This window comes from Pseudomonas anguilliseptica (assembly GCF_900105355.1).
Classification (GTDB): domain Bacteria; phylum Pseudomonadota; class Gammaproteobacteria; order Pseudomonadales; family Pseudomonadaceae; genus Aquipseudomonas; species Aquipseudomonas anguilliseptica.
The window spans coordinates 4,459,590-4,482,767 of the sequence record NZ_FNSC01000001.1; the positions used below are offsets into that span (position 1 = coordinate 4,459,590).

Sequence of the window (23,178 nt, forward strand, 5' to 3'; positions counted from 1 at the left end):
TTAGCTACGCTTGAAACTGTTCTTAGCTGTGATTTTACAGGCTGAGAGTAATCCACAAGATGGACAAGCCATTTTTTTGGCGACTGGATTTAGAGAATCTCATAAGGAGAGTTACCAGATGCGCGCACTCAACCCTTTATGGAGCAGTATCGTGCTGGCGGCGGTCTGTATCCAGGCACAAGGCATTACCTTGTCGGAGGCGATCCAGAGCACGTTGGACAACCACCCTGAGGTTCATGCCGGGGCAAACAGCCGCCTTTCATCGGATGAAGAAGTCAAGATTGCTAAAGGCGGTTATCTGCCAACCGTCGACCTGCTGATGGGTTATGGTCGCGAAAATACCGACAGCCCCAGCACCCGAGCACTGGGCAACCACAACACTGAAACCCTGAACTACGGAACCTCTGAGCTGCGCCTGCGGCAGATGATCTTTGATGGCTTTAATACACCCAATGAAGTAGCGCGCACCAAAGCCGTAGTGAACTCCCGCGCTTACCGCTTGCTCGGCACCTCGGAAAGTCTGGCCCTGCGTACCGTTGAGGTCTATCTGGACCTGCTGATGCGCCGCGAAATGGTCGAACTCGCACGCAACAACTTTCAGGCTCACCAACGTATTCATGATCAGATCAGCCTGCGCAGCCAACAAGGCGTTGGCAGTACGGCAGACCTTGACCAATCCGAAGCGCGTTTGGCGCTGGCGGAGAACAACCTTTATACCGAGCAGGTAAACCTGGCTGATGCCGAAGCCAACTTCTTCAGTGCCGTTGGCCGTATGCCCGACGAGCTGGCCTCCCCAGCCTCACTGAAAGGCTCATTGCCGGAAAATCTCACCGACGCTCGGCAGGCGGTAATGGACAACAACCCCTTCCTGAAATCCGCACAGTCCGATGTGCAAGCGGCCGAAAAACAATACGAGGTCGCCAAATCGACCTTCTATCCGCGCGTGGATCTTGAGCTGGCCACCAATGCCGACAACAACACCCAGGGCGATGAAGGTCATAACAACGGTTGGCGTGCGGCCGTTGTAATGAACTACAACCTGTTCAACGGTATGCGCGACAAGGCGCGCCTGCAATCGACTGCCCACCAGATCAATGAGTCGATGGACATCCGCAACAACGCCCTGCGCGTACTCAACGAGAACCTCTCCCTGGCCTGGAATGCCATGGAAAACGCCCGACTGCAAACGCCAAAAGCGCGTGATTACGCGGATTACACCGCGCGTGTTCGCGAAGCCTATCAACAGCAATTCAGCCTGGGCCAACGCACACTGCTCGACTTGCTGGACAGTGAAAACGAACTCTTTACCGCCAACCGCCGTTACAGCGAAGTGCGCTTTAGTGAAGAGTTCTCGATGTATCGGGTAACCGCAGCGATGGGTGACTTGTTGCGTCAGCAACAAGTGGTCGTACCGGCAGAAGCTGTAGCCCTCACCGAAGTGAAGAGCGAGGCCCGTCTGCCGGACATGAAGTAAACCGGCATAAGGAGTAGTACACCTTGACCACCATGGAACGGCCGGGGTCATCCAGCGATCCGCGTCTCAACCATGACGACCCGCTGCTTGATGGCTTGTTGATACTTTGCAAACTCCACGGCTGCTCAGCCAGCCGTGGCAGCTTGAGTGCAGGCCTGCCGTTGCCAGAGCAGCGTCTTACTGCCGAGTTGCTACCCCGCGCTGCGGCGCGGGCGGGTTTGCAAGGGCGTTTGCTGCAACGCGATCTGGCCAGCATTTCAACCCTCAACCTTCCTGTACTGCTGCTGTTGAAAAACGGCCGTAGCGCTGTGCTGCGTCAATGGGGCCCGAAAAACCAGGCGCAGATACTGCCCTGCGAAGCCGACGGCGGCGAGCAGTGGGTAAACCGTGAACAACTGGCCAGTGAGTATAGCGGCCAAGCCTTCTTTGCCCGCCCACGGCATGAGCTGGAAGAAGCACGTTCACCACTCGTACCGCGCATCGAGGCCTGGTTTCGCGACACCCTGAAGCTGTCACGCTGGCTGTACACCGATGCCATCCTCGCCAGCCTGCTGATCAACCTGCTCGGCCTGATGGTGCCGCTGTTCGTCATGCAAACCTATGACCGCGTCGTACCCAACCAGGCCACCTCAACCCTCTGGGTACTGGCCATCGGCTTGTTTATCGGCATGGGCTTCGAGCTGTTACTGAAAATCCTGCGCTCACACTTGCTTGATACTGCAGGTAAGAAAACCGATGTGGTGCTGTCGGCCACCTTATTCGAACGCATCACTGGCATGTCGATGACGGCCCGCCCGGCCACCATAGGCGGCTTTGCCCAAAGCATTCATGACTTCCAGGGCCTGCGCGAATTTCTCACAGCCGTGACCCTCACCAGCCTGATCGACCTGCCCTTCTCGTTTCTGATGATCGCGGTCATCTGGCTGATCGGAGGCTGGCTGGTGGTTATCCCCCTGCTGGCCTTTCCACTTACCGCACTGTTCGCCTTTATCATCCAGGCACGCCTGCGCGACACCGTGGAAAAAAGCCTGCAACTGGCCTCACAACGCCAAGCACTGTTAATCGAGACCCTCGGCGGTCTGGAAACCCTGAAAGCCTGCAGCGCGGAAAGCGAACGCCAGCACCAGTGGGAGAAAACCCACGGTGCCCTCACCCGCCTGGATATACACGCCCGTTCGCTGGCGGCCATCGCCACCAACGGCACGCTGTTTCTGCAACAGTTCGCCGGCATGGCCACCATCGTCGCAGGGGTTTACATCATCATCGCCGGGCAGCTCAGCGTTGGCGCGCTGGTGGCCTGCTACATGCTGGGCAGCCGCATTCTCGCGCCGCTTGGGCAGATTGCCGGACTGATCACCCGCTACCAGCAAGCGCGCCTGACCATGACCAGCACCGATGCGCTGATGGCTTTGCCGCAGGAGCGTCAGGCCAAACAACGCCCACTGGACCGCACCCAACTGCACGGAGCACTGGATGTACGCGACGTCACATTCAGCTACCCGGGACAAAGTACCCCGGCGCTTGCAAGCGTCAGCCTGCGCCTGACAGCAGGTGAACGCATCGGCATCATCGGCCGCAGCGGCTCCGGCAAGAGCACCTTGGCGCGCTTGGTGATGGCCTTCTACACACCCAGCAAAGGGCAGATCCTGCTGGACAACCTCGACCTGCGTCAGCTCGACGTGGCCGACTTGCGCCATCAGATTGGTTACGTAGCCCACGACTTACCGCTTCTGGCTGGCAGCCTGCGCGACAACCTGACGCTGGGTGCACGCTATGTCAGCGATGCGCGCATGCTCGAAGTGGCGGAACTGACTGGCGTCGTCGACCTGGCCCGGCAACATCCGCAGGGCTTTGACCGCCCGGTAGGCGAGCGTGGGCAGCTGCTGTCTGGTGGTCAACGGCAAGCCGTACTACTGGCCCGCGCCCTACTTTTAGACCCACCCATTCTGCTGCTGGATGAACCCACTAGTGCGATGGACAACACCAGCGAGGAAATCCTGCGTAACCGCCTGCAAACATGGGCCCAGGGTAAAACCATGCTACTGATCACGCACCGCGCTTCCATGCTCAGCCTGGTTGATCGCCTGGTGGTGCTGGATAACGGCCATATTGTTGCTGACGGCCCTAAAGAAGCGGTCATTGAAGCGCTACGCAAAGGTCGAGTTGGCCCCGCAGCGGCATAGGAACGCTCATGCAAATAAGCACCTCGATTCGCGACTACTTCGCCAGCATGCGCCAGCGCAAGCAGGACACCGAGTTTATGCCGGAAGTCGACGGCGCCATTCTCGAAGACTCGCCCTGGTTCACCCGTATCACCATCTGGGTGGTCAGTACGTGCCTGATCGTGGCATTGATCTGGGCCAACTTTGCCGTGCTCGAAGAAGTCACTACCGGTGAAGGCAAAGCGATTCCCTCCAGCAAGATCCAGGTTATTCAGAACCTGGAAGGCGGCATCGTCAGCGAGATATTTGTACGCGAAGGACAGATTGTCGAAAAAGGCGCTGTGCTACTGCGCCTGGATGACACGCGTTTTCTCTCCAACCGAGGCGAAGCCGAAGCCGATCGCCTGGCTCTGGTGGCGAGGGTCGAGCGGTTAACCGCAGAAGCAGAAGGCCGTCCTATAAGCATGCCGGAAGATATTCTGCGCGAAGCCCCGCAACTGGCTGAGGATGAACTGGCGCTCTATCAGTCTCGGCAAAATCGCCTGCAAAGTGAGCAACGCACTCTCGGCGAACAACTGCAGCAAAAAACCCAAGAACTGGCCGAATTTCGCGCCAAATCCCAGCAATACCGCTCAAGCATGGGCCTGCTGCGACAGGAGCTGAATATGTCGCAGCCTCTGGTCGCAACCGGTGCCATTTCCCAAGTAGAAATCCTCCGCCTACGCCGCAGCTTAGTGGAGATACGTGGCTCGCTGGACGCTACCAACCTGGCGATTCCCCGAGCCGAATCGGCAATGGATGAAATCAAAAGTAAGATCGAAGAGTCCGAGTTGAGCTTTCGCTCCGACGCATTTAAGGAACTCAATGAAATCCGCACCGAACTGAAGAAACTAACCGCCACCAGCGTGGCCATCGATGACCGCGTCAGCCGCACCACCGTGGTCTCCCCCGTGCGCGGGGTGATCAAGCAACTCAAGGTCAACACGATTGGCGGCGTGGTCCAGCCCGGCAATGACATGCTGGAAATTGTGCCGCTCGATGACAGCCTGCTGATCGAGGCCAAGGTACGCCCACAGGATGTCGCCTTTCTGCACCCTGGGCAGAAGGCCATGGTCAAATTCACCGCCTACGACTACACCATCTACGGCGGACTGAAGGCCAACCTTGAACTGATCAGCGCTGACACCATCACCGACGAAGAAGGCAACAGCTTTTACCTGATCCAGGTACGAACCGATAAAAGCCATTTGGGTAGCGAGGAACACCCACTGCTGATAATCCCCGGCATGGTCGCCAGCGTAGACATCATCACTGGCGAAAAAAGCGTGCTCGATTACCTGCTCAAACCGGTGCTGAAGGCGCGCTCGGAAGCCATGCGTGAGCGCTGAAATGCCCTAGCTGACACCTGCCCCATCCGGCGTGCCGTGATTACGCTGGAAAGTCTGCTCTCCCATCGCCTCGATCTGCCCCTCAATCAATGCCTCAAAGGGCTTGAGCAGCGCATCGAAGCAAACCGGTGCCTCGACGGTATTCAGTGCAGTAACAATCGCCTCGATGGTCGATAAGGCACCGGGCATCGGCGCTTTGCGCAAGCGATAACGCGACTGCAACCCCTCCGGCAGCACAACTCTCGGCAAAGCCGCCAACAACGGATTGAGGTGCAACAGCTTGCGCGCTTTACGCCAGGTGCCGTCGGGCACCACCAATAACAGCGGCTGCTCACTGTGCTGTTCAGCAAACTTCAGCAAGGCTTGCGCCTGCTCGCCAGGGAACAGCAAACACGCGCGATAGTCAGATTGCTGTAACAGCGCCGCAAGCGACTCGAAGACCTCGCCCACCAGCAGCTCAGCATTGCTCAAGCCAAGAGCTGCTAGGCGGGCGGTATTCAGCGCATGCTTGACCTCGCTCGGATGCTGCAGGATCAGCACCCGAGTACGGCTGCTCAGGCAGGGAATAAGCGCACATAAACAGCGCTCGGTTGGGCGGGTACAACGTGGGCATTGCGGGCGGGGCATCGGTATCTCCTCAGCCGCGCAGTTTGCCACAACACATGGAAAATCGGCCCACCTCAGGCACGAGGTGGGCCTATAAGCATGCACACGAGCCGTTATTTAGCGGTTGAAGCGCTCCGCCAGGCTGTGCAGGTAATCCGCCATGTCTTCCAGTTCCTGACCAATGGCCGCGCCCTGATGCGCCTGCTCGGCGCTGCGATCGGAGAACTGGGCAATCTGGGTAATCTGCCGGCTGATATCTTCCGCCACGTGGCTTTGTTCTTCGGAAGCCGAGGCCATCTGCTGACTCATGCCGGTGATGCGGCTAACCGCTTCACTGATGCCATCCAGTGCGGAACGCACACTCTCCACACTCTCCACGCTCTGTTTGGAAATTGACTCGCCCTTGCCCGCCGTTACCACCGCCCGTTCAGCGCCGGCACGTAGTGAGGAAATGATCTGGTGAATCTGCTCGGTCGACTCTCGCGTGCGTGAATCCAACGAGCGCACCTCATCAGCCACCACCGCAAAGCCCCGTCCCTGCTCGCCTGCGCGCGCCGCTTCGATTGCAGCATTGAGCGCAAGCAGGTTGGTCTGTTCGGCAATCGAGGTAATAACATCCGCCACACTGCCGATTGACTGAGTGGAGTTAGCCAGGTCATTAACTGCCTGGCCAATGTCCACCACAGCCTTGGCCATGTGCTGCATGGAGTCGAGACTGCCGCTGGCCAGTTGCAAGCCCTGCTTGGCCAGGCGATCCGCTTCTTCGGCGGCGTGTGAGGTGCTCTGCACGTTATGCGTCACCTCCTGAATGGTTGCCGCCATCTGGTTGATCGCCGTGGCCGATTGATCAGTTTCGCTGCGCTGCTGATCAAGCATTTTCGCCCCAGAGCGCGACAGGTCTGCGGAGCGAGTAGCGTGTGTCTTGACGTTTGCCCCGGCGTCTTCAATACGTGTCAACGCCGTCTGCAGGCGCGCGTCCTCGCTGATCATTGCCATATCCAGCAAGGCCTGTGCACCACGGCTGTCGGTATAGGTCAAGGCAACCAGAGCACTGGTAAACGCCTTGGGATGCTCGGAAAGCGTGCGCCTGATCAAGCTGCGTTTGGCATACAGCTGGTAGGAACCAAGGCAAAACATGGCCGCAAAAATAAAGCTCCATAACCAGGGACCACTCAGCACAAAGTGCGCACCGAGAATCAGCAGACCAGTCAGAATCAGCGGCCATGACTGGATAATGTCGTACGTCCAGTACTCCAGTTTTGGCACCCGCGCTTTGCCCTCGCGCAAACGGGCATAGAGTTTTTCAGCACGGCGTTTCTGCGCTTCATCGGGCAAGGAGCGTACCGACTCGTAGCCAGCAACCCGGCCATTCTCATAGATCGGCGTGACATAGGCGCTGACCCAATAGTAATCACCGTTTTTTGAACGATTCTTGACGATCCCCATCCAGGGCTTGCCCTGTTTGATGGTTTCCCACATATGGCCGAATACACTGGGGGGCATATCCGGATGGCGCACCAGATTGTGCGGCTGACCGATCAGTTCTTCGCGAGTAAATCCGCTGATTTCGACAAAGGCGTCGTTGCAATAGGTGATATTGCTGTTCAGGTCGGTGGTGGAAATCAGCCGTTCATCCGCAGGAAAGGTTCTTTCCCGCTGAGTCACTGGGAGGTTCTGGCGCATTGGGACTGTCCCTGTCTGAGCTATTTACATAACTTCAGATGTAGGTCTAGCACAGCAGTGCCAACGTGTTAGCAAATGCTTGTTTTAATGCTTGCAATAATGATCTAGGACAATTATCCGCTGCTACAGCCAGATATTATCTGGCCGTAGCCAAGCGCATGAATAAGGGCGGGAAAAGCTAGCGTCGAGGGGGAACCGCTTTAGAATCAGGCGAATTGCTACGTACAGGAATCGGCTGCAGTTTTGGCCGCTCACACAGGCCAAGGGCAACCAACAGATCAAGCAAGGTATTCTGCAACTTGGCGCTCATAAAGTAGCCTCCAACCAAGGGCATCGAATAGGTGCTTGGACACCTTTTCTCAGTCTAGCTCAGGTGGTTTGAAACTGCCGCCCACTTCGTCGCGACTGTCTAAAACAGCACACGTAAACCGGCATACAAAGTACGTCCAGGCCCTGGCTCGAAGTAGCGCGCGTTGCCGTCATTGATGCGCAAGTTATCGAAATACTCACGCCCCAGTAGGTTATCGATACCCAGGTAAGGCTCCAGGCTTTGCTCGCTGACCTGAAAACGCTTGCCTAGGCGCAGATTGAACAAGGCATGGCCGGGGGCGGACTGCGTATTGGCATCATTGGCATACACCCGCGTTTGAGCCGTAACACCGAGGCGCACATAGCCGCCTTGGTGCTCATAGGCCAACTCGCTGAACAGGGTTTGCCGTGGGATACCGGGAATGCGCTTGCCGGAAAAGTCGCCAACGGTCGTTTGATAATCCTCGAAGTGGTAGCGGTTGTAGGCGTATGCCGCCGACCAGCGCCAGGCATCGGCAAACTGCCAATCCAGGCTCAACTCCAGACCATCGCGGCGCGACTGCCCGGCATTGCGATAGAAATTACGGCCTGGCTGAGTCGGCAGACTGAAGCCCACCAACTCATCTTCCAACTCAATTCGGTAAAGCGACAGGCTGTAACGTAGCGAGGGCCATTCGCCTTTGATGCCCAGCTCCCGGCTGAAGGCCTGAGCCGGCTGCAAGGCACTATTAAAGCCGCCACCTTGCGGGTTACCCAGCTCGCTGATGGTGGGGGTTTCAAAGGAGCTGGCCAGCCGCGCATAGACCGATTGTTGCGGGGTAAAGCGGTAACTCAGACCGGCGCTGTAGTTCCAGTCCTCCAGGCTGCTCGAGCCTGAACCATCGTGATTATCGGCCAGAAAAAAGTCATCCACAGCCAACAGAACCTGGTCATAGCGCAGTCCAAGCGTGGCTTGCCACTGCTCGTTCAGGGCGATCTGATCCTCGATAAACAGCCCCTGGCTCAGTGCCGACTCATCCTGCTGCTGACGTGATTGCCCGCGCTCGCCAAGCTGGTTGTCATAACGCCGACGGTCATCACGCTGCGCCTCGAGCTCGAAGCCTGTGGTGATTTTATGAGGCAGGCCAATCAACTCGCGGTGATGGCTGTACTGCCCGCCAACTCCGCTGAAATAGCGTTCAAATGTCGTCTGCCCGCCGTTGACAAAGCCCAGCCGATTAGCAAACTCGCGATGCCCCAGGTAACTGCGTAGCTGGTAATCATCGTCACTGGCTGCGTAACCATCCCAAACCAGGCCCAGGCGCTGTTGACGAATGTATTCATCGGCGTCAAAACGCAGGTTGTTCGGCGCCGCCTGGCGGCGATCTGCCTTTACTTCGGCGGAGGTCAAGCCACCTGGGTCTTCGGCGCGATTGTCGATGGCATTGAAGTTCAGACGCAAACGCCCCGTCGGGGCATACCAGCGCAGCTTGCCGGTGAAGCTGTTGGTCTGCGCCCGGCTGTGTTCGCGATAGCCGTCCAGAACAGTGCTGTTGAATGCCAGCAAGCCACCCAGGTTACCGTCGCTACCGCCGATCTCGCCGCGCGTGCGCTGATAACCCAGTCCGGCCGCACTCAGGTCCAACTGCACCGTGGGCAACGTCGGCGGCGCGCGGGTTTCAATCGCCAGCACGCCGCCAGCGGCATTGCCGTACAGCACCGAGGCAGGGCCGCGCAGCACCTCCATGCGCTCAACCAACCCCAGATCAAGGCCGTCGAGTTCGGTCTGACCATCAGGCATGGTCAAGGGCACGCCATCGACCAATACGCGAATGCCGCGCACGCCGAAATTACCGCGCGCACCAAAGCCACGAATCGCGGGGCGCAGACCTTGAGCCAGGTTGTAGTGGTTGAGACTGAACACGCCCGGTACGCGGGCCAGCAAAACATCCAGCGCTAGGTTCTGCTCGCCTGGCACTTCACCGGCGTCGATTACAGTCACCGCGGTCGGGGTGCTCAACCAGCGAGTGGTGCTGCGCGGCGAGGTGATCAGCAATGGCGCTAATTCGACTGCTGCTGTGTTTTCAGCCTCGGCCACCTGAGCAACAGCTTTGTCGTTCAGCAGCCATAGGCCGGCGGCAAGCACCCCAAGTACCAGACGCACGCCGTTCAATACTCCTTGTCGGCCTGGTCCTTGCGTCGATAGGGGAACACGTCGATGACCTTGCCGGCACGTATCGCCTCCTGCAGGCTTTTCCAGTAATCGGCGTCATACAGTTCGCCATGCAGTTCATTGAACAGCTTGCGCTGCTGCATATCGGCAAACAGGAACGGCGGAAACTCCTCGGGGAATACATCCAGCGGCGCCACCGAATACCAAGGCTCAGAGGACATTTCATCCTCGGGGTAACGCGGTGGCGGAATGCGCCGGAAATTGGCCTCGGTGAGGAAACAGATCTCGTCGTAGTCGTAGAACACCACGCGGCCGTGACGGGTCACCCCGAAGTTCTTCAGCAGCATGTCGCCAGGAAAGATATTGGCCGCGGCCAGCTGTTTGATGGCCAGGCCATAGTCGTCCAGCGCTTCGCGCACCTGGGCTGCACTGGCGCTTTCAACATACAGGTTGAGTGGGGTCATGCGCCGCTCAGTCCAGCAGTGGCGCACCAGTATCGTATCGCCCTTCACCTCGACGGTGGACGGCGCGACTTCTAGCAGCTCGGCCAGGCACTCGGGGTCAAACTTACTCAGCGGGAAACGGAAATCGGCGAACTCCTGGGTATCGGCCATACGCCCTACCCGGTCGACGGTTTTTACCAGCCGGTACTTCTCGATCACCGTATTGCGGTCAACGTTTTTCGACGGCGAAAAACGGTCCTTGATGATCTTGAACACGGTGTTGAAGCCCGGCAGGGTAAACACGCTCATCACCATGCCACGCACGCCAGGAGCCATGACGAACTTGTCATCAGTGGTGGCCAGATGGTTGATCAGCGCACGGTAGAACTCTGACTTGCCGTGCTTGTAGAAACCAATCGAGGTGTACAGCTCAGCAATATGCTTGCCCGGTAGAATGCGTTTGAGGAAGCCGACAAACTCAGCCGGGTAACCGACCCGCACCATGAAATAGGAGCGGGTGAAGGAGAAAATGATCGACACCTCTGCCTCATCGGTGATCAACGCATCAATCTGGATACCCTGGCCTTCGCGGTGCAGTAGCGGAATCACCAGCGGCCATTGCTCATCGCGGGTGTAGATACGTCCCACCAGGTAGGCGCCCTTGTTGCGATAAAGACGCGAGGCAAACAGCTCGATGCGCAGGTCCGGGTCCTTGCACACCCAATCCGGCAAGTTGGCCTGCAGTTGTTTAAGCAGCCGTGCCAGGTCGCGCTCGAGGTTTTCATAGCCGACTTCAAAACTGAAGTCCTCGAAAATCTGCCGCAGCGCCTGCTCGACATTGCCCTTGGGTTCATAAAGACGGGTTTGCGGTGCCCGCTCATTAACCCGCAACGCTGGGCGCGTGGTATGGATAAACATGCAGCCATCATTGATCTGGTCATGGCTGAACAGCCCGCAGAAGATCGAGTTGAACCAGGTTTCCGCCAGCTCATCGTCGTAACGAAGGTCGATCAGGGCAATATAAGCCGACTTGACCAGCGGCCACTGCGCCACATCCAGCAGCACCTCTGCACTGTAAGCCTGGCCCAGGCTTGCGCTGACCGCGCTGACACACTCCTCATACAAGGCAATACGCGCCGCTGAAGCCTGCTGGATTTCCTGCCACTGCGCCTGCTCGAAACGTACTCGCGCGCCGTTGGTAATCTGCCGAAACTGCTCGCGGTAATCGTCAAAGCCTTCGAGGATAAGCGCGGCAATCGCGCTGGCCGGCCATTGCTGTGGCATAAACAACCCCCTGCAGATGAAATGCGGACAATCCGCCGAGCTTATCCAGTGGCCGCACCAAGTAAAAGCTGGCAATGCGTGCACAGGCGTTTATCTGCCACGAAATATTGCCAAGCAACGGCTTTGAAAGCGCATTTCGAATTGCCTTGGCGTGCGCGCCCGGCAACACTGCTCGCCTTTCTAACTGTCATGGAGTTCGTTGTGCGTCTTGCCGACCTGATCCGTCTGCTGTTGCTTGCTGCCATCTGGGGCGCCAGCTTTCTGTTTATGCGCATCGTCGCACCGGTACTGGGCAGCATGCCGACGGCGTTCTTTCGCGCCAGCCTGGGCATGCTCGGCCTGCTGGCGATTCTGCTGCTGATGCGCGTGCGCTGGGATTTCAGCGGCAAGCTCAAGCACTGCTTGATGCTCGGGGTCATCAACGCCGGCCTGCCCTCGGCCATGTACTGCCTGGCGGCGCTGGTACTGCCAGCGGGCTACTCGGCGATTCTGAATGCCACCACACCGATGATGGGCGTGCTGATCGGCATGTTGTTCTTCGCTGAGGCGCTGACCCTGAGCAAAGCTGCCGGGGTGGCCATCGGCCTTTTCGGGGTAGCGGTGCTGACCCGCACCGGCCCGGTGGAGTTTGATTTGCCGCTGCTCTGGGGCGCCACCGCCTGCTACGGCTTCGCCGGTTTTCTCACACGGCGCTGGATCGGCCAACAAGGCGGCCTGGATAACCGCCTGACCGCTTTCGCCAGCCTGTGCGGTGCCAGTCTGTTTCTGTTGCCATTCTTCGGCGGCTCTCTGCTGATACAGCCACCTGCTAGCTGGGGCGGACTCGACGTCTGGCTGTCCCTGGCCGGGCTGGGCTTTATCTGCACCGCATTCGCCTACGTACTGTATTTCCGCCTGCTCAGCGACATCGGCCCGATCAAGGCCAGCACCACCACCTTTCTGATCCCACCCTTCGGCGTGCTGTGGGGCGCCTTGCTGCTGGATGAGCCGCTGTCCTGGGCCTACCTGTACGGCGGCGTGCTGATCGCCATCGCGCTGTGGCTGGTGGTGCGACCGAGTAGCCCGGCCAAGGCACCAGCCTGATGGACACAAAACCCACGCCCATAAAAAAGCCGCCCTGATAGGCGGCTTTTTTATGGCGATCAATGCTTACTGCTGCAACTCCTGCTCAGTAAACATATCGCTGAACAGCATGCTCGACAGGTAGCGCTCGCTCGAGTCAGGCAGGATCACCACGATGGTTTTGCCCTGCATGTCGGGTTCGGCGGCGATACGCAGGGCCGCAGCCATAGCGGCGCCGCAGGAGATGCCGCAGAGGATGCCTTCTTCGCGCATCAGGCGCAGGGCTACAGCCTTGGCGTCGTCATCAGTCACCAGCTCAACCCGGTCAACCATGGCTAGGTCCAGGTTGCCTGGAACAAAGCCGGCGCCGATGCCCTGGATCTTGTGCGGGCTGGGTTTGACTTCATCACCGGCGATGGTCTGGGTGATGACGGGCGAGCCAATCGGCTCGACCGCCACTGAGAGGATCAGCTTGCCCTGGGTCTGTTTGATATAGCGCGAAATACCGGTGATGGTGCCACCAGTACCGACGCCAGCAACCAGCACGTCAATCGCGCCATCGGTGTCGTTCCAGATTTCCGGGCCGGTGGTTTTTTCATGGATCGCCGGGTTGGCCGGGTTGTTGAACTGCTGCGGCATAAAGTAGGTAGCAGTGTCAGAGGCGGCGATTTCCGCGGCCTTCTCGATGGCGCCCTTCATGCCCTTGGCCGGTTCGGTCAGCACCAGTTCGGCGCCTAGGGCCTTGAGCACCTTGCGCCGCTCCAGGCTCATCGAAGCGGGCATGGTCAGCAGCAGCTTGTAACCGCGCGCAGCCGCCACAAAAGCCAGGCCGATGCCAGTATTGCCCGAGGTCGGTTCGACAATGGTCATGCCCGGTTTGAGCACGCCCCGTTCTTCGGCATCCCAGACCATGCTGGCGCCAATGCGGCATTTCACCGAATAGGCGGGGTTGCGACCTTCGATCTTGGCCAGGATAGTCACCCCGTCCGGGCCCAAACGGTTGATCCGAACCAGCGGGGTGTTGCCGATAGCTTGTGCGTTGTCTGCGAAGATGCGGCTCATGGCGGGGTTCTTGTGCGGTGGTTGCCGATAGTCAGCCAGACTAAAACGCCCGCCCGCCTGCGTCCAGCATGGTAACAAAGGCTGGGTGACCCGCCATTCAGTGACTGAATGGCCCGTCTGCGTTCACAGCCACCGGGGCTGCGCGTTATAGTCTGTTTTTCAAATACTGAACCCGCGGGTATGGCCCTGCGCGTTACCGTTCGAGGATTTACCGATGAAGTTCGAAGGCACCCAGTCCTACGTCGCCACCGACGACCTCAAGCTCGCGGTCAATGCCGCCATCACCCTGGAGCGCCCGTTGCTGGTCAAAGGTGAGCCGGGTACCGGTAAAACCATGCTGGCCGAACAACTGGCCGAATCCTTTGGCGCACGCCTGATTACCTGGCACATCAAGTCCACTACCAAGGCCCACCAGGGTCTGTACGAGTACGACGCGGTCAGCCGCCTGCGCGACTCACAGCTGGATTCGGACAAAGTCCACGACGTGCGCAACTACATCAAGAAAGGCAAGCTGTGGGAGGCCTTCGAGGCCGAAGAACGGGTGATACTGCTGATCGATGAGATCGACAAGGCCGATATCGAGTTCCCCAACGACCTGCTGCAAGAACTCGATAAGATGGAGTTCTACGTTTACGAGACCAACGAGACAATCAAGGCGAAAAAACGCCCGATCATCATCATCACCTCGAACAACGAAAAAGAACTGCCGGACGCCTTCCTGCGCCGCTGCTTCTTCCATTACATCGCCTTCCCGGATCGCGCGACCCTGCAGAAGATCGTCGATGTGCACTACCCCGACATCAAGAAGGACCTGGTCGCCGAGGCCCTAGATGTGTTCTTCGACGTGCGCAAGGTACCGGGCCTGAAGAAGAAGCCGTCCACCAGCGAGCTGGTCGACTGGCTGAAACTGCTGATGGCCGACAATATCGGCGAAGCGGTGCTGCGTGAACGCGACCCGACCAAGGCCATCCCGCCACTGGCCGGTGCCCTGGTGAAAAACGAGCAGGATGTGCAGCTGCTTGAGCGCCTGGCCTTTATGAGCCGCCGCGCTTCGCGTTAAACATTGGCCCAGGGAGGCGAATCCATGCACAGCGGCAGTTGCCTTTGCGCTGCAGTGAGATACCGCATCGATGCGCCTATCGAGTCGGCGACTCATTGCCATTGTTCGATGTGCCGCAAAGCCCACGGAGCGGCATTCGCCACTTACGCCAATGTGCGGCGCAAGGATTTCAACTTCACCCAAGGCAAGGAATCACTGGGCGTCTACCAGTCCTCGTCGGGCGTGACGCGACTTTTTGCAAGCACTGTGGCTCGACCCTGCAGTGGTACAGCGAACAGCCCACCCGAACTGGCTGTCAGTCGCGCTGGGCACGCTGGATACGCCAGTGGGTGAAATCGCGCAGAAGCATATTTTTCCAGAATCGAAGGCCGACTGGTACGCCATCAACGATGGCCTGCCATTGGAGCGGCGCTCCTAGCGCCATAGTCAGTTGAATTCACGAGGGCGCAGCCATGCTGCTCAACCTGTTTAACGAAATGCGCGCTGCCAAGGTGCCGGTGTCGGTACGTGAGCTGCTCGACCTGATCAACGCGTTGAAGCACAACGTGGTGTTCGCCGATATGGACGAGTTCTATTTCCTCTCGCGCACCATCCTGGTCAAGGACGAGCGGCATTTCGACAAGTTCGACCGCGCGTTCGGCGCCTACTTCAAGGGCCTGGAAAACCTTAACCAGCATATCGAGGCGCTGATCCCCGATGAGTGGTTGCGCAAAGAGTTCGAGCGTTCGCTGACCGATGAGGAGCGCGCCAAGATCGAATCCCTCGGCGGTCTGGACAAGCTGATCGAAGAGTTCAAGAAGCGCCTCGAAGAGCAGAAGGAACGCCACGAAGGCGGCAACAAGTGGATCGGCACCGGCGGCACCAGCCCGTTCGGCTCAGGCGGCTTCAACCCGGAAGGCATCCGTATCGGTGACGCCGGCAAGCGCCAGGGCAAGGCGGTCAAGGTCTGGGATCAGCGCGAGTACAAGAACCTCGACGATCAGGTCGAGCTGGGCACGCGCAATATCAAGGTGGCCCTGCGCCGCCTGCGCAAGTTCGCCCGCCAGGGCGCCCAGGACGAGCTGGATCTGGATGGCACCATCGACCACACCGCAAAGGACGGCGGCCTGCTGAATATCCAGATGCGTCCGGAACGGCGCAACGCGGTGAAGTTGCTGATTCTGTTCGACATCGGCGGCTCGATGGACGCCCACGTCAAGGTCTGCGAAGAGCTGTTTTCCGCCTGCAAAACCGAGTTCAAGCATATGGAGTACTTCTACTTCCATAACTGCGTGTACGAGTCGGTGTGGAAGAACAACCTGCGCCGCACATCCGAGCGTTTCTCCACCCAGGATCTGCTGCACAAGTACGGCGCGGACTACAAAGTGGTATTCGTCGGCGACGCGGCCATGGCGCCCTACGAGATCACCCAGGCCGGCGGCAGCGTCGAGCACTGGAACGAGGAGCCGGGTTACGTCTGGATCAAGCGCTTTATGGAGAAGTACAAGAAGCTTATCTGGATTAACCCCTACCCCAAGGACACCTGGAACTACACCGCCTCGACCAACATCATGCGTGAGCTGTTGGATGATCAGATGTACCCCCTGACCCTACAGGGTCTGGAAGACGGGATGAAGTTTCTCTCCAAGTAAAACCAACGGGCCCAGCAGGGCCCGTTGTTCTTTAGGAGGCCTTAATCTGAACGGGTATCGCTGCCAGTCAGGCAGTCGACCAGTGCTGCAGCAAACCCCGACAACAGCTCGCGCTTGCGTACACAGACCTTCAAATCGCGCTGCGCCCAGGGTTCCTCCAGCTCAATCACCGCCAGCTGCGCCCCGGTTACCGCACTGCGCGGCACCAGGCCGATGCCAACGCCTGCACTGACCATGCGGCACACGGCCTCAAAGCTGCGCACCTGAATCCGCACCTCAAGGTGTCGCCCCAGCGCGGCGGCGGCATTCATGGTAAAGGTGTGAATCGCCGAGCCTGAATGCAACATGACAAAGGGGTAATCCAGCACCTGGGCAAACAGGCTGCTGGCACTCGCCGCAAGCGGATGATCAGCCGGTGCAATCAACACCAGGCGGTCGGCCCGGTATGGAATCAGCTCAACTTCAGCCCCCTCAATCGTCCCCGCCACCACGCCCACTTCCACCTCGCCGCGAGCCACCGCCATCAGCACCTGCGGGCTGGTGTGCTCCTCCAGAGAAATACTGACTTGCGGGTGGCGCTGCAAAAAAGTCGAAAGGCTGTCGGGCAGAAAGGTATGGGTGGCGTGGGTGTTGGCCCACAGGCTGACATGCCCACGCACGCCTTTGGCGTATGGGGTAAGGTCGGCATGCATCTGCTCAAGCAGGGCAAACACCTGGCGCGCATGACGCAGTAACGCCTCGCCGGCACGGGTCAGGCTGACCCCGCGTGGTTCACGCAGCAGCAGCGGTGTGCCAATCGACGCTTCCAGCAGACGCATGCGGTGACTGGCCGAAGACGCCGCCAGATGCACACGCTCGGCACCTCGGGTGAGGTTTTTCGCCTCGGCGATGGCGACAAACAGACGCAGATCAATCAGGTCATAGTGCATAGCGTTAGTTAAATCCGAACGATCACTTATGAAATAGCCAATTCCACAGGGATTCTAACCCCAGCATCATTCGGTTCAGCACAACTCTTTAGGGCGTTATTTACCATGCCATGGAAAACCTGGTCAGCCGAACGGTTAGGCATCGCACTCGCGGTGCTCGCTGCATTCGGTTTCTCGTTCAAGGCGATTTTCGTCAAGCTGGCCTACGCCGCCGCACCTGTGGACGCGGTCACCCTGCTGACGCTGCGCATGAGCTTTGCACTGCCTATCGCGCTATGGGCCACGCTGTGGCTGTGCCGCGCTGCGCCGCCGCTAACGCGCAGGGACTGGGGCATGCTGATCGCTTTGGGGCTGCTGGGTTACTACGGGGCCAGCATCCTCGATTTTATTGGCCTGCAGTACATCTCGGCGGCGCTGGAACGCCTGATTTTGTTTATCTACCCGACCATGACCGTGCTAATTGGCGTGCTGTTTATGGGTAAACGTCTGGAGAAACGCCAAGTGGCGGCGCTACTGCTGTCCTACGCTGGTATCGGCCTGGCCTTCGCCCACGACCTGCAAGTAGCAGAGGACCTGCATACGGTTCTGATCGGTGCAGCCTTTATCTTCGGCTCCGCCCTGTCCTACGCGCTTTACAGTTCGGGGGCCGAAGTGGCGATTCACCGCTTGGGCACCATTCGCTTTGCCGCGCTGGCGATTATCGTCTCCACCTTTGCCACGCAGCTGCATTTCCTCGCCACGCAGCCATTCAGCGCACTGCAGCTGCCGGTCGAGGTGTATGCCTACAGCGCGGCAATGGCGATGTTCTCAACCGTGCTACCGATATTTTGGCAATCGGCTGCACTACGGTTGATTGGCTCGGCGCGTACCGTACTGATTGGCACGCTGGGGCCGATCCTGACGATTGTCTTCGCCTGGATGCTGTTATCGGAGCCTGTTTCGCTTGCCCAGCTAGCGGGGGCTGGACTGGTTTTGGCGGGTGTGTTGCTGGTGTCGCGGCGTAAAACTGTGGCCGTTCAGCCCGCACCTACTGCTGAGGGCGTTCACACTAACAAGCAGACACTCGCCACCCCGGCCTCACCCGGTCAGTAGGCTTAGAGCAAGGGCTCTTGCGAGCCCTTGGGTGATTCAACTTAGCGCCAGTGCCGCTGCTGCACCTTCTGGCTGCGACCCACACCAAACAGCATGCCGATCAGCAGAGCCAGGCTTTCCAGCAACCAGGCCAGCAACATGGCGCAGACAATGCCCCAGGCGATGGCCTCGGGAGCGAGCAACACCTGGTAGCGGTAGGCGGCGAAGGTTTCTTCCATTAACTCGTGGTCGGCGGCAGTAGCCAGATGCCAAACCTGACCATACCAGGGCCCTTGCATGGCCTTGGATTCACGCTCAAGAAATGCCGAACGCTCAACCAGGGTGCCCAGGCTCTGCGCATCACTACGCATCACTGGGTCGGTGCTGGCCTGGTAATGGCCAACCAACGCCACCAAATCGCCTTTGAAAAAGCGCCGAGCCGTTTCACGAAAGCCCTTGAGGCCCAGTTCCGACTCAATGCGATGGGCTTCGACGCGCTTACTGTAGTCGTCGATAAACCCCGGCACCTGCACACCAACCAGCAAGCCCAAGGCAAACAAGGCCAACCGCAGATAGCTTCTAAACATCTCCCCTCCCCCAATTCAGTCCGTTATGCCTTGCGCCACACATTCACCGCCACGCCATAAACGCCACTCACCCGGCTGGTAAAGCGTCCAGCTCTCGTTATCGGTCAACGGCTCGGTCGCCAACACGCTGACCACATCATTGGGCGTGGTTTCTGCCTGGAAATCCACCTGCATATCGGAATCTTTCAGGTGCGCCGGGCCAAAGGGCGCTCGCCGGGTTATATGCGCCAGCTTGCTGCTGCAGAAGCTGAACAACCAGTCGCCATCGCTGAGCAGGCAATTGAATACACCGTGCTGACGATAGCCGGCGCAAGCACTGACCAGAGTGGGCAACAACTGCTCCACCGCCACCGGTTCAGGAAGCGCCTGACGCAGGCGATTGAGCAAATCACAGAAGGCCGCTTCGCTGTCGGTGTCGCCAATCGGCCGGTAGTTATCCAGCTGCGGAGCGAAATCGGCTAACTGGCCGTTATGAGCAAAGCACCAGTTACGCCCCCACATCTCGCGTACAAACGGATGGGTATTGGCCAGGCAGACCCGACCGACATTGGCCTGACGAATGTGGCCAATCACCACTTCACTCTTGATCGGGTAGCGCTGTACCAGCTGCGCCACCTCTGATTCACTGCTGGCGCGCGGGTCCTGAAACAGGCGCAGGCCGCGCCCCTCATAAAAGCCGATGCCCCAGCCATCACGATGCGGGCCGGTACGCCCGCCGCGTTGCATCAGGCCGGTAAAGCTGAAGACGATATCGGTCGGCACATTGGCGCTCATGCCCAGCAACTCACACATTGGCTAAAGCCTTGCGCAGTTGCTGCGCCTCAATTGCCAGGCGCGCCTCGATACGTTTGCGCGCCAACGGCAGAAACCGCGTCAGGGCGCGCCAGAGCAACTGCGTGACATCACCGCGGCGCCGTGGAATCAGGTGCAGATGCAGGTGCGGCACATGCTGGTTGGAGGTCGGCCCGTCATTGATCAGAAAGTTGATGCCCTGCTTGCCATACCCGGCCGCGCGCAAGGCGGCGGCCATGCGTTGCGCCAGTGGCAACAACTGCTCACAGGCAGCAGTGGAGAGGTCTTTTAGAAATGGCGCATGTTCGCGACTGACAATCAGCACATGGGCCGGGCGCAGGGGGAAGATATCCAGCAGGACGATAAAGTGTTCATCCTCATAGATACGCTCAGCAGGCAGTTGCTCGGCGGCAATTGCACAGAACACACATTCCATAACCCCTCCTGAGGGTCTGTTCCTGTTTCGTTCGTGGCCGCGCCGGAGCCAGTTTTAGCGCGAGGCAAGGCACGAGAAGCGATGTTTGGTGTTCCAAATGAGCGTCGAGAAACGCAGCATCGCGCTAAAACTGGCCCGGCCCTTCGGGTTGCGCGGAAAATCTCGCCATACGGTGTTGTAGGACTTGGCAAGGGAACACCATTACCTGCGTCCTACGCCTAGCCTGGCGAGATTTTCCGCTGCAACGCGGCTCACGAACGGCACAGGAACAGACCCTCGTAGGGGGCATGCTGAACGGCTGTGTGCTTTGGCGCAAGGGCAGCGGCGTCGGGCGACGCCGCCTAGGCGACTTACAAACGTGGCTCTACGCGCAAGCGGCGGTCGCCACGGGCATCGTAACGGGTGTCGCCGAAATCCTGCTCATCACGCGCCATCACCTCGCGTAGGGTCGGCTCGTCATCGGCAATCGCTGGCCCTTTGCGCGCCTGCCACCAACGTTCCACGGGCCAGCGCACGGCAACAAACAGCAGGTACAGGGTAAACATGATCAGGCCGTACATGCTCAGATCTGCCACCGCGCGCCAGGCGTTATTGCCAACATCAAGCAACAGGTCCATGGCAGTGATCGCTACTGCGGGGGCGAACTGGTCTTTGCCGGGGTCAACAATAGTCGGGCTAAAGAGCAACACCAACACCAGCACACGCAGCGGCTCACGCAGGTAACGCCACATCCAGCTGGTCAGGCGAAACCACACCAACAGGCAGCCAAGTGCCGCCACCAGATAGGCGCTCCAGGCAAGCAGGTAGTCGTTTTCAATCATAAAACGCAAATTCTCTGGCATTGAAGACCGGACGGCGCACACGCAGAAGTGCACAGATTTCAGCAGCCGACGGACGAAGTGGCGCTTATCATAACGGCTTTTGCCTGCTTAGGCGCCCCTGCTGTCGGCCGCAACCCAACGGAGTTACCCCATGCAATACGCCCCCATCGCCCGCGTCGACAATGCTGCCGACCCGTATCGCTGGCTGGAAAAACGCGACAGCGCTGAGGTGCTTGATTACCTCAAGGCGGAAAATGCCTACCTGGAACAGCAACTCAGCGAGCAACTGCAGCTGCGCGAAACATTGTTTCAGGAGATCAAGGGCCGCATCCGCGAAACTGACCTCAGCCTGCCGTCGCCTTGGGGCCCTTATCTGTATTACCAGCGCACCACCGCAGGTGATGAATATCCACGGCATTACCGCTGCCGCAAGCCCGCCGATGGCTCGCTGACGGTCGATGAAGCCAGCGAACAGCTGCTGCTTGACCCCAATGCCCTGGCCGATGGCGGTTTTATCTCGCTCGGCGCCTTCAGCATCAGCCCCGACCATCAACGCCTGGCTTATAGTCTAGACACCAGCGGCGAGGAGACTTACCAGCTGTTCGTCAAGGAGCTGACCGACGACAGCCTGACCGAACTGCCGTTCGAGGACTGCGATGGCAGCATGACCTGGGCCAATGACAGCCAGACCCTGTTCTTTGGCGAACTGGACGACACCCACCGCCCGCACAAGCTGTATCGCCACCAACTCGGCACAGACAGCGCCGAACTGGTGTTCCATGAACCCGACGGCCGTTTCTTCCTCAGTTGCTACCGCAGCAGCTCCGAGCGCCAGCTGATTCTGCAACTGGGCAGCAAGACCACCAGCGAAGCCTGGATACTGGATGCCGCCACCCCACAAGCCGCGTTCAGCTGCGTGTCCCCACGCGAAGAAGGCCACGAATATGACGTCGATCACGGCACGCTGAATGGCGAATGGCGCTGGCTGATCCGCAGCAACCAGCACGGCATCAACTTCGCCCTATTCAGCACCAGCGAAACAGCGCCAAGCCGCAGCGCTTGGCAATTGCTGCGCGCCCATGACCCAGAAGTAATGCTGGAAGGCTTTAGCCTTAATCAGCACGCGCTGGTGCTGAGTCTGCGTGAAGGCGGCCTGCCGATTATCGAAGTGCAGCTTCAGGGGCAAGCGGCCTACCGCGTGCAGCTACCGGACGCCGCCTACAGCCTGTATGTACAGGACAGCCTGGAATTCGACAGCCCGGCGATTCGCCTGCGCTACGAAGCGCTCAATCGCCCGGCGCAGGTGCGTCAGCTGACGCTGGCCACGGGCGCGCAAGTGGTGCTCAAGCAAACCCCAGTGCTTGGCCCGTTCGATGCCGACAGTTATATCAGCCAGCGCCTGTGGGCCACTGCCGAAGATGGCAGCCAGGTGCCGATCAGCCTGGTGGCCAAACGCGACGTGCTCGGTACCTCTGCCCCGCTCTACCTGTACAGCTACGGCGCTTATGGCGAAAGCCTCGACCCCTGGTTCTCCCATGCGCGCCTGAGCCTGCTGGAGCGCGGCTTCGTGTTCGCCATCGCCCATGTGCGCGGCGGCGGCGAGCTGGGCGAAGCCTGGTATCGCGCCGGCAAGCTGGAGCACAAGCAGAATTCCTTTAGCGACTTTATCGCCTGCGCCGAACACCTGATTGCGCAGGGTTACACCAGCTCTCAGCAACTGGTGATCAGCGGCGGCAGCGCCGGTGGTCTGCTGATGGGAGCAGTGCTCAATCAGCGCCCCGAGCTGTTCGCTGCCGCCATCGCAGAAGTGCCGTTTGTCGATGTCCTCAACACCATGCAGAACCCTGACCTGCCGCTGACCGTCACCGAATACGACGAATGGGGCGACCCCAACCAACCCGACGTATTCGAGCGGATCAAAGGCTACGCGCCTTACGAAAACGTGCAGGCTCAGGCCTACCCGGCGATTCTCGCAGTGGCCGGGTACAACGACAGCCGCGTGCAGTATTGGGAAGCCGCCAAATGGGTGGCCAAGCTGCGTGCGCAGAAAACCGACGGCAACCTGTTGCTGCTGAAAACCGAACTGGACGCTGGCCACGGCGGCATGAGCGGCCGCTATCAGGCGCTCAAGGACGCAGCCCTGGAATACGCTTTTATTCTCAAAGTGCTGGGGCTGGCTTGAATCCCCCCGCAGCTCTAGTGAGCTGTCTGTAAAATTCGTTAATC

General features: G+C 59.2%; 20 protein-coding genes and 1 pseudogene. 9 read left to right on the forward strand and 12 right to left on the reverse strand.

Annotated features, from left to right (window positions below; genetic code table 11):
• Window positions 1-118: 118 nt before the first annotated feature.
• Genes BLW24_RS21725 through BLW24_RS21735 form a run of 3 tightly spaced genes read left to right on the forward strand, consistent with a single transcriptional unit; the run spans window position 119 to window position 5,024 of the window.
• Entirely contained in the window at window positions 119-1,474 is a 1,356-nt protein-coding gene (locus BLW24_RS21725) for a TolC family outer membrane protein (RefSeq protein ID WP_090386850.1), read from the forward strand.
• Between the two features lie 32 nt (window positions 1,475-1,506).
• Window positions 1,507-3,657, forward strand: coding sequence for a type I secretion system permease/ATPase (locus BLW24_RS21730; RefSeq protein ID WP_090386852.1), 2,151 nt, complete (start codon window positions 1,507-1,509; stop codon window positions 3,655-3,657).
• Window positions 3,658-3,665: 8 nt separating this feature from the next.
• Complete coding sequence (locus BLW24_RS21735) at window positions 3,666-5,024, forward strand: HlyD family type I secretion periplasmic adaptor subunit (RefSeq protein ID WP_090386854.1); 1,359 nt, start codon at window positions 3,666-3,668, stop codon at window positions 5,022-5,024.
• Between the two features lie 6 nt (window positions 5,025-5,030).
• On the opposite strand, the gene BLW24_RS21740 is transcribed toward BLW24_RS21735, so the two are convergent.
• The 6 genes and pseudogenes from BLW24_RS21740 to aceK form a co-directional block, all read right to left on the reverse strand.
• On the reverse strand, window positions 5,031-5,651 hold the full coding sequence (locus BLW24_RS21740; RefSeq protein ID WP_090386856.1) for a tRNA-uridine aminocarboxypropyltransferase: 621 nt from the start codon (window positions 5,649-5,651) through the stop codon (window positions 5,031-5,033).
• A gap of 96 nt (window positions 5,652-5,747) precedes the next feature.
• Window positions 5,748-6,767 carry a methyl-accepting chemotaxis protein gene (locus tag BLW24_RS21745; protein WP_420875044.1) on the reverse strand — a complete coding sequence of 340 codons (1,020 nt, stop codon included), beginning with the start codon at window positions 6,765-6,767 and terminating at the stop codon, window positions 5,748-5,750.
• Window positions 6,768-7,031: 264 nt separating this feature from the next.
• Window positions 7,032-7,313: pseudogene (locus BLW24_RS27295) on the reverse strand (PAS domain-containing protein); the annotation flags it as partial.
• A gap of 178 nt (window positions 7,314-7,491) precedes the next feature.
• Window positions 7,492-7,623, reverse strand: coding sequence for a PA1414 family protein (locus BLW24_RS27025; RefSeq protein ID WP_338062088.1), 132 nt, complete (start codon window positions 7,621-7,623; stop codon window positions 7,492-7,494).
• Window positions 7,624-7,722: 99 nt separating this feature from the next.
• Window positions 7,723-9,765, reverse strand: coding sequence for a TonB-dependent receptor family protein (locus BLW24_RS21750; protein WP_244161229.1), 2,043 nt, complete (start codon window positions 9,763-9,765; stop codon window positions 7,723-7,725).
• Between the two features lie 5 nt (window positions 9,766-9,770).
• A complete protein-coding gene (gene aceK, locus BLW24_RS21755) occupies window positions 9,771-11,501 on the reverse strand; it encodes a bifunctional isocitrate dehydrogenase kinase/phosphatase (RefSeq protein ID WP_090386860.1) in 1,731 nt (576 codons plus the stop codon).
• Window positions 11,502-11,702: 201 nt separating this feature from the next.
• Here aceK and BLW24_RS21760 point away from each other — a divergent pair, with 201 nt between their 5' ends.
• Complete coding sequence (locus BLW24_RS21760; RefSeq protein WP_090387834.1) at window positions 11,703-12,584, forward strand: DMT family transporter; 882 nt, start codon at window positions 11,703-11,705, stop codon at window positions 12,582-12,584.
• 66 nt (window positions 12,585-12,650) lie between these two features.
• On the opposite strand, the gene cysK is transcribed toward BLW24_RS21760, so the two are convergent.
• Window positions 12,651-13,625: a cysteine synthase A gene (cysK, locus tag BLW24_RS21765; protein ID WP_090386862.1), complete on the reverse strand. Its 975-nt coding sequence runs from the start codon at window positions 13,623-13,625 to the stop codon at window positions 12,651-12,653.
• A 214-nt stretch (window positions 13,626-13,839) separates the two neighbouring features.
• Here cysK and BLW24_RS21770 point away from each other — a divergent pair, with 214 nt between their 5' ends.
• The 3 genes from BLW24_RS21770 (at window position 13,840) to BLW24_RS21780 (ending at window position 16,316) form a co-directional block, all read left to right on the forward strand.
• Window positions 13,840-14,685, forward strand: a complete 846-nt coding sequence (locus tag BLW24_RS21770) for an AAA family ATPase (RefSeq protein ID WP_090386864.1) — start codon at window positions 13,840-13,842, stop codon at window positions 14,683-14,685.
• 24 nt (window positions 14,686-14,709) lie between these two features.
• The gene (locus BLW24_RS21775) at window positions 14,710-15,018 is read left to right on the forward strand and encodes a GFA family protein (RefSeq protein ID WP_477742881.1); all 309 of its coding nucleotides are present in this window, start codon (window positions 14,710-14,712) and stop codon (window positions 15,016-15,018) included.
• A 119-nt stretch (window positions 15,019-15,137) separates the two neighbouring features.
• Complete coding sequence (locus BLW24_RS21780) at window positions 15,138-16,316, forward strand: vWA domain-containing protein (protein ID WP_090386866.1); 1,179 nt, start codon at window positions 15,138-15,140, stop codon at window positions 16,314-16,316.
• Window positions 16,317-16,357: 41 nt separating this feature from the next.
• On the opposite strand, the gene BLW24_RS21785 is transcribed toward BLW24_RS21780, so the two are convergent.
• Window positions 16,358-17,245 (reverse strand): LysR family transcriptional regulator, encoded by an 888-nt coding sequence (locus tag BLW24_RS21785; protein ID WP_090386868.1) that lies wholly within the window; start codon window positions 17,243-17,245, stop codon window positions 16,358-16,360.
• A 105-nt stretch (window positions 17,246-17,350) separates the two neighbouring features.
• On the opposite strand from BLW24_RS21785, the gene BLW24_RS21790 reads away from it, so the two are divergent.
• Window positions 17,351-18,337, forward strand: coding sequence for a DMT family transporter (locus BLW24_RS21790; protein ID WP_090386870.1), 987 nt, complete (start codon window positions 17,351-17,353; stop codon window positions 18,335-18,337).
• 41 nt (window positions 18,338-18,378) lie between these two features.
• Here BLW24_RS21790 and BLW24_RS21795 read toward each other — a convergent pair whose 3' ends face one another.
• The 4 genes from BLW24_RS21795 to BLW24_RS21810 all read right to left on the reverse strand — a co-directional run bounded on the left by BLW24_RS21795 (window position 18,379) and on the right by BLW24_RS21810 (window position 20,952).
• A complete protein-coding gene (locus tag BLW24_RS21795) occupies window positions 18,379-18,903 on the reverse strand; it encodes a DUF2937 family protein (RefSeq protein ID WP_090386872.1) in 525 nt (174 codons plus the stop codon).
• Window positions 18,904-18,918: 15 nt separating this feature from the next.
• On the reverse strand, window positions 18,919-19,695 hold the full coding sequence (locus BLW24_RS21800; RefSeq protein ID WP_090386875.1) for a class II glutamine amidotransferase: 777 nt from the start codon (window positions 19,693-19,695) through the stop codon (window positions 18,919-18,921).
• Complete coding sequence (locus BLW24_RS21805; RefSeq protein ID WP_090386876.1) at window positions 19,688-20,131, reverse strand: HIT family protein; 444 nt, start codon at window positions 20,129-20,131, stop codon at window positions 19,688-19,690. The genes BLW24_RS21800 and BLW24_RS21805 overlap by 8 nt, the downstream gene beginning before the upstream one ends.
• Before the next feature lie 350 nt (window positions 20,132-20,481).
• A complete protein-coding gene (locus BLW24_RS21810; RefSeq protein ID WP_090386877.1) occupies window positions 20,482-20,952 on the reverse strand; it encodes a sensor histidine kinase family protein in 471 nt (156 codons plus the stop codon).
• A 151-nt stretch (window positions 20,953-21,103) separates the two neighbouring features.
• On the opposite strand from BLW24_RS21810, the gene BLW24_RS21815 reads away from it, so the two are divergent.
• Window positions 21,104-23,134, forward strand: coding sequence for a S9 family peptidase (locus tag BLW24_RS21815; protein WP_090386879.1), 2,031 nt, complete (start codon window positions 21,104-21,106; stop codon window positions 23,132-23,134).
• Window positions 23,135-23,178: the final 44 nt, after the last annotated feature.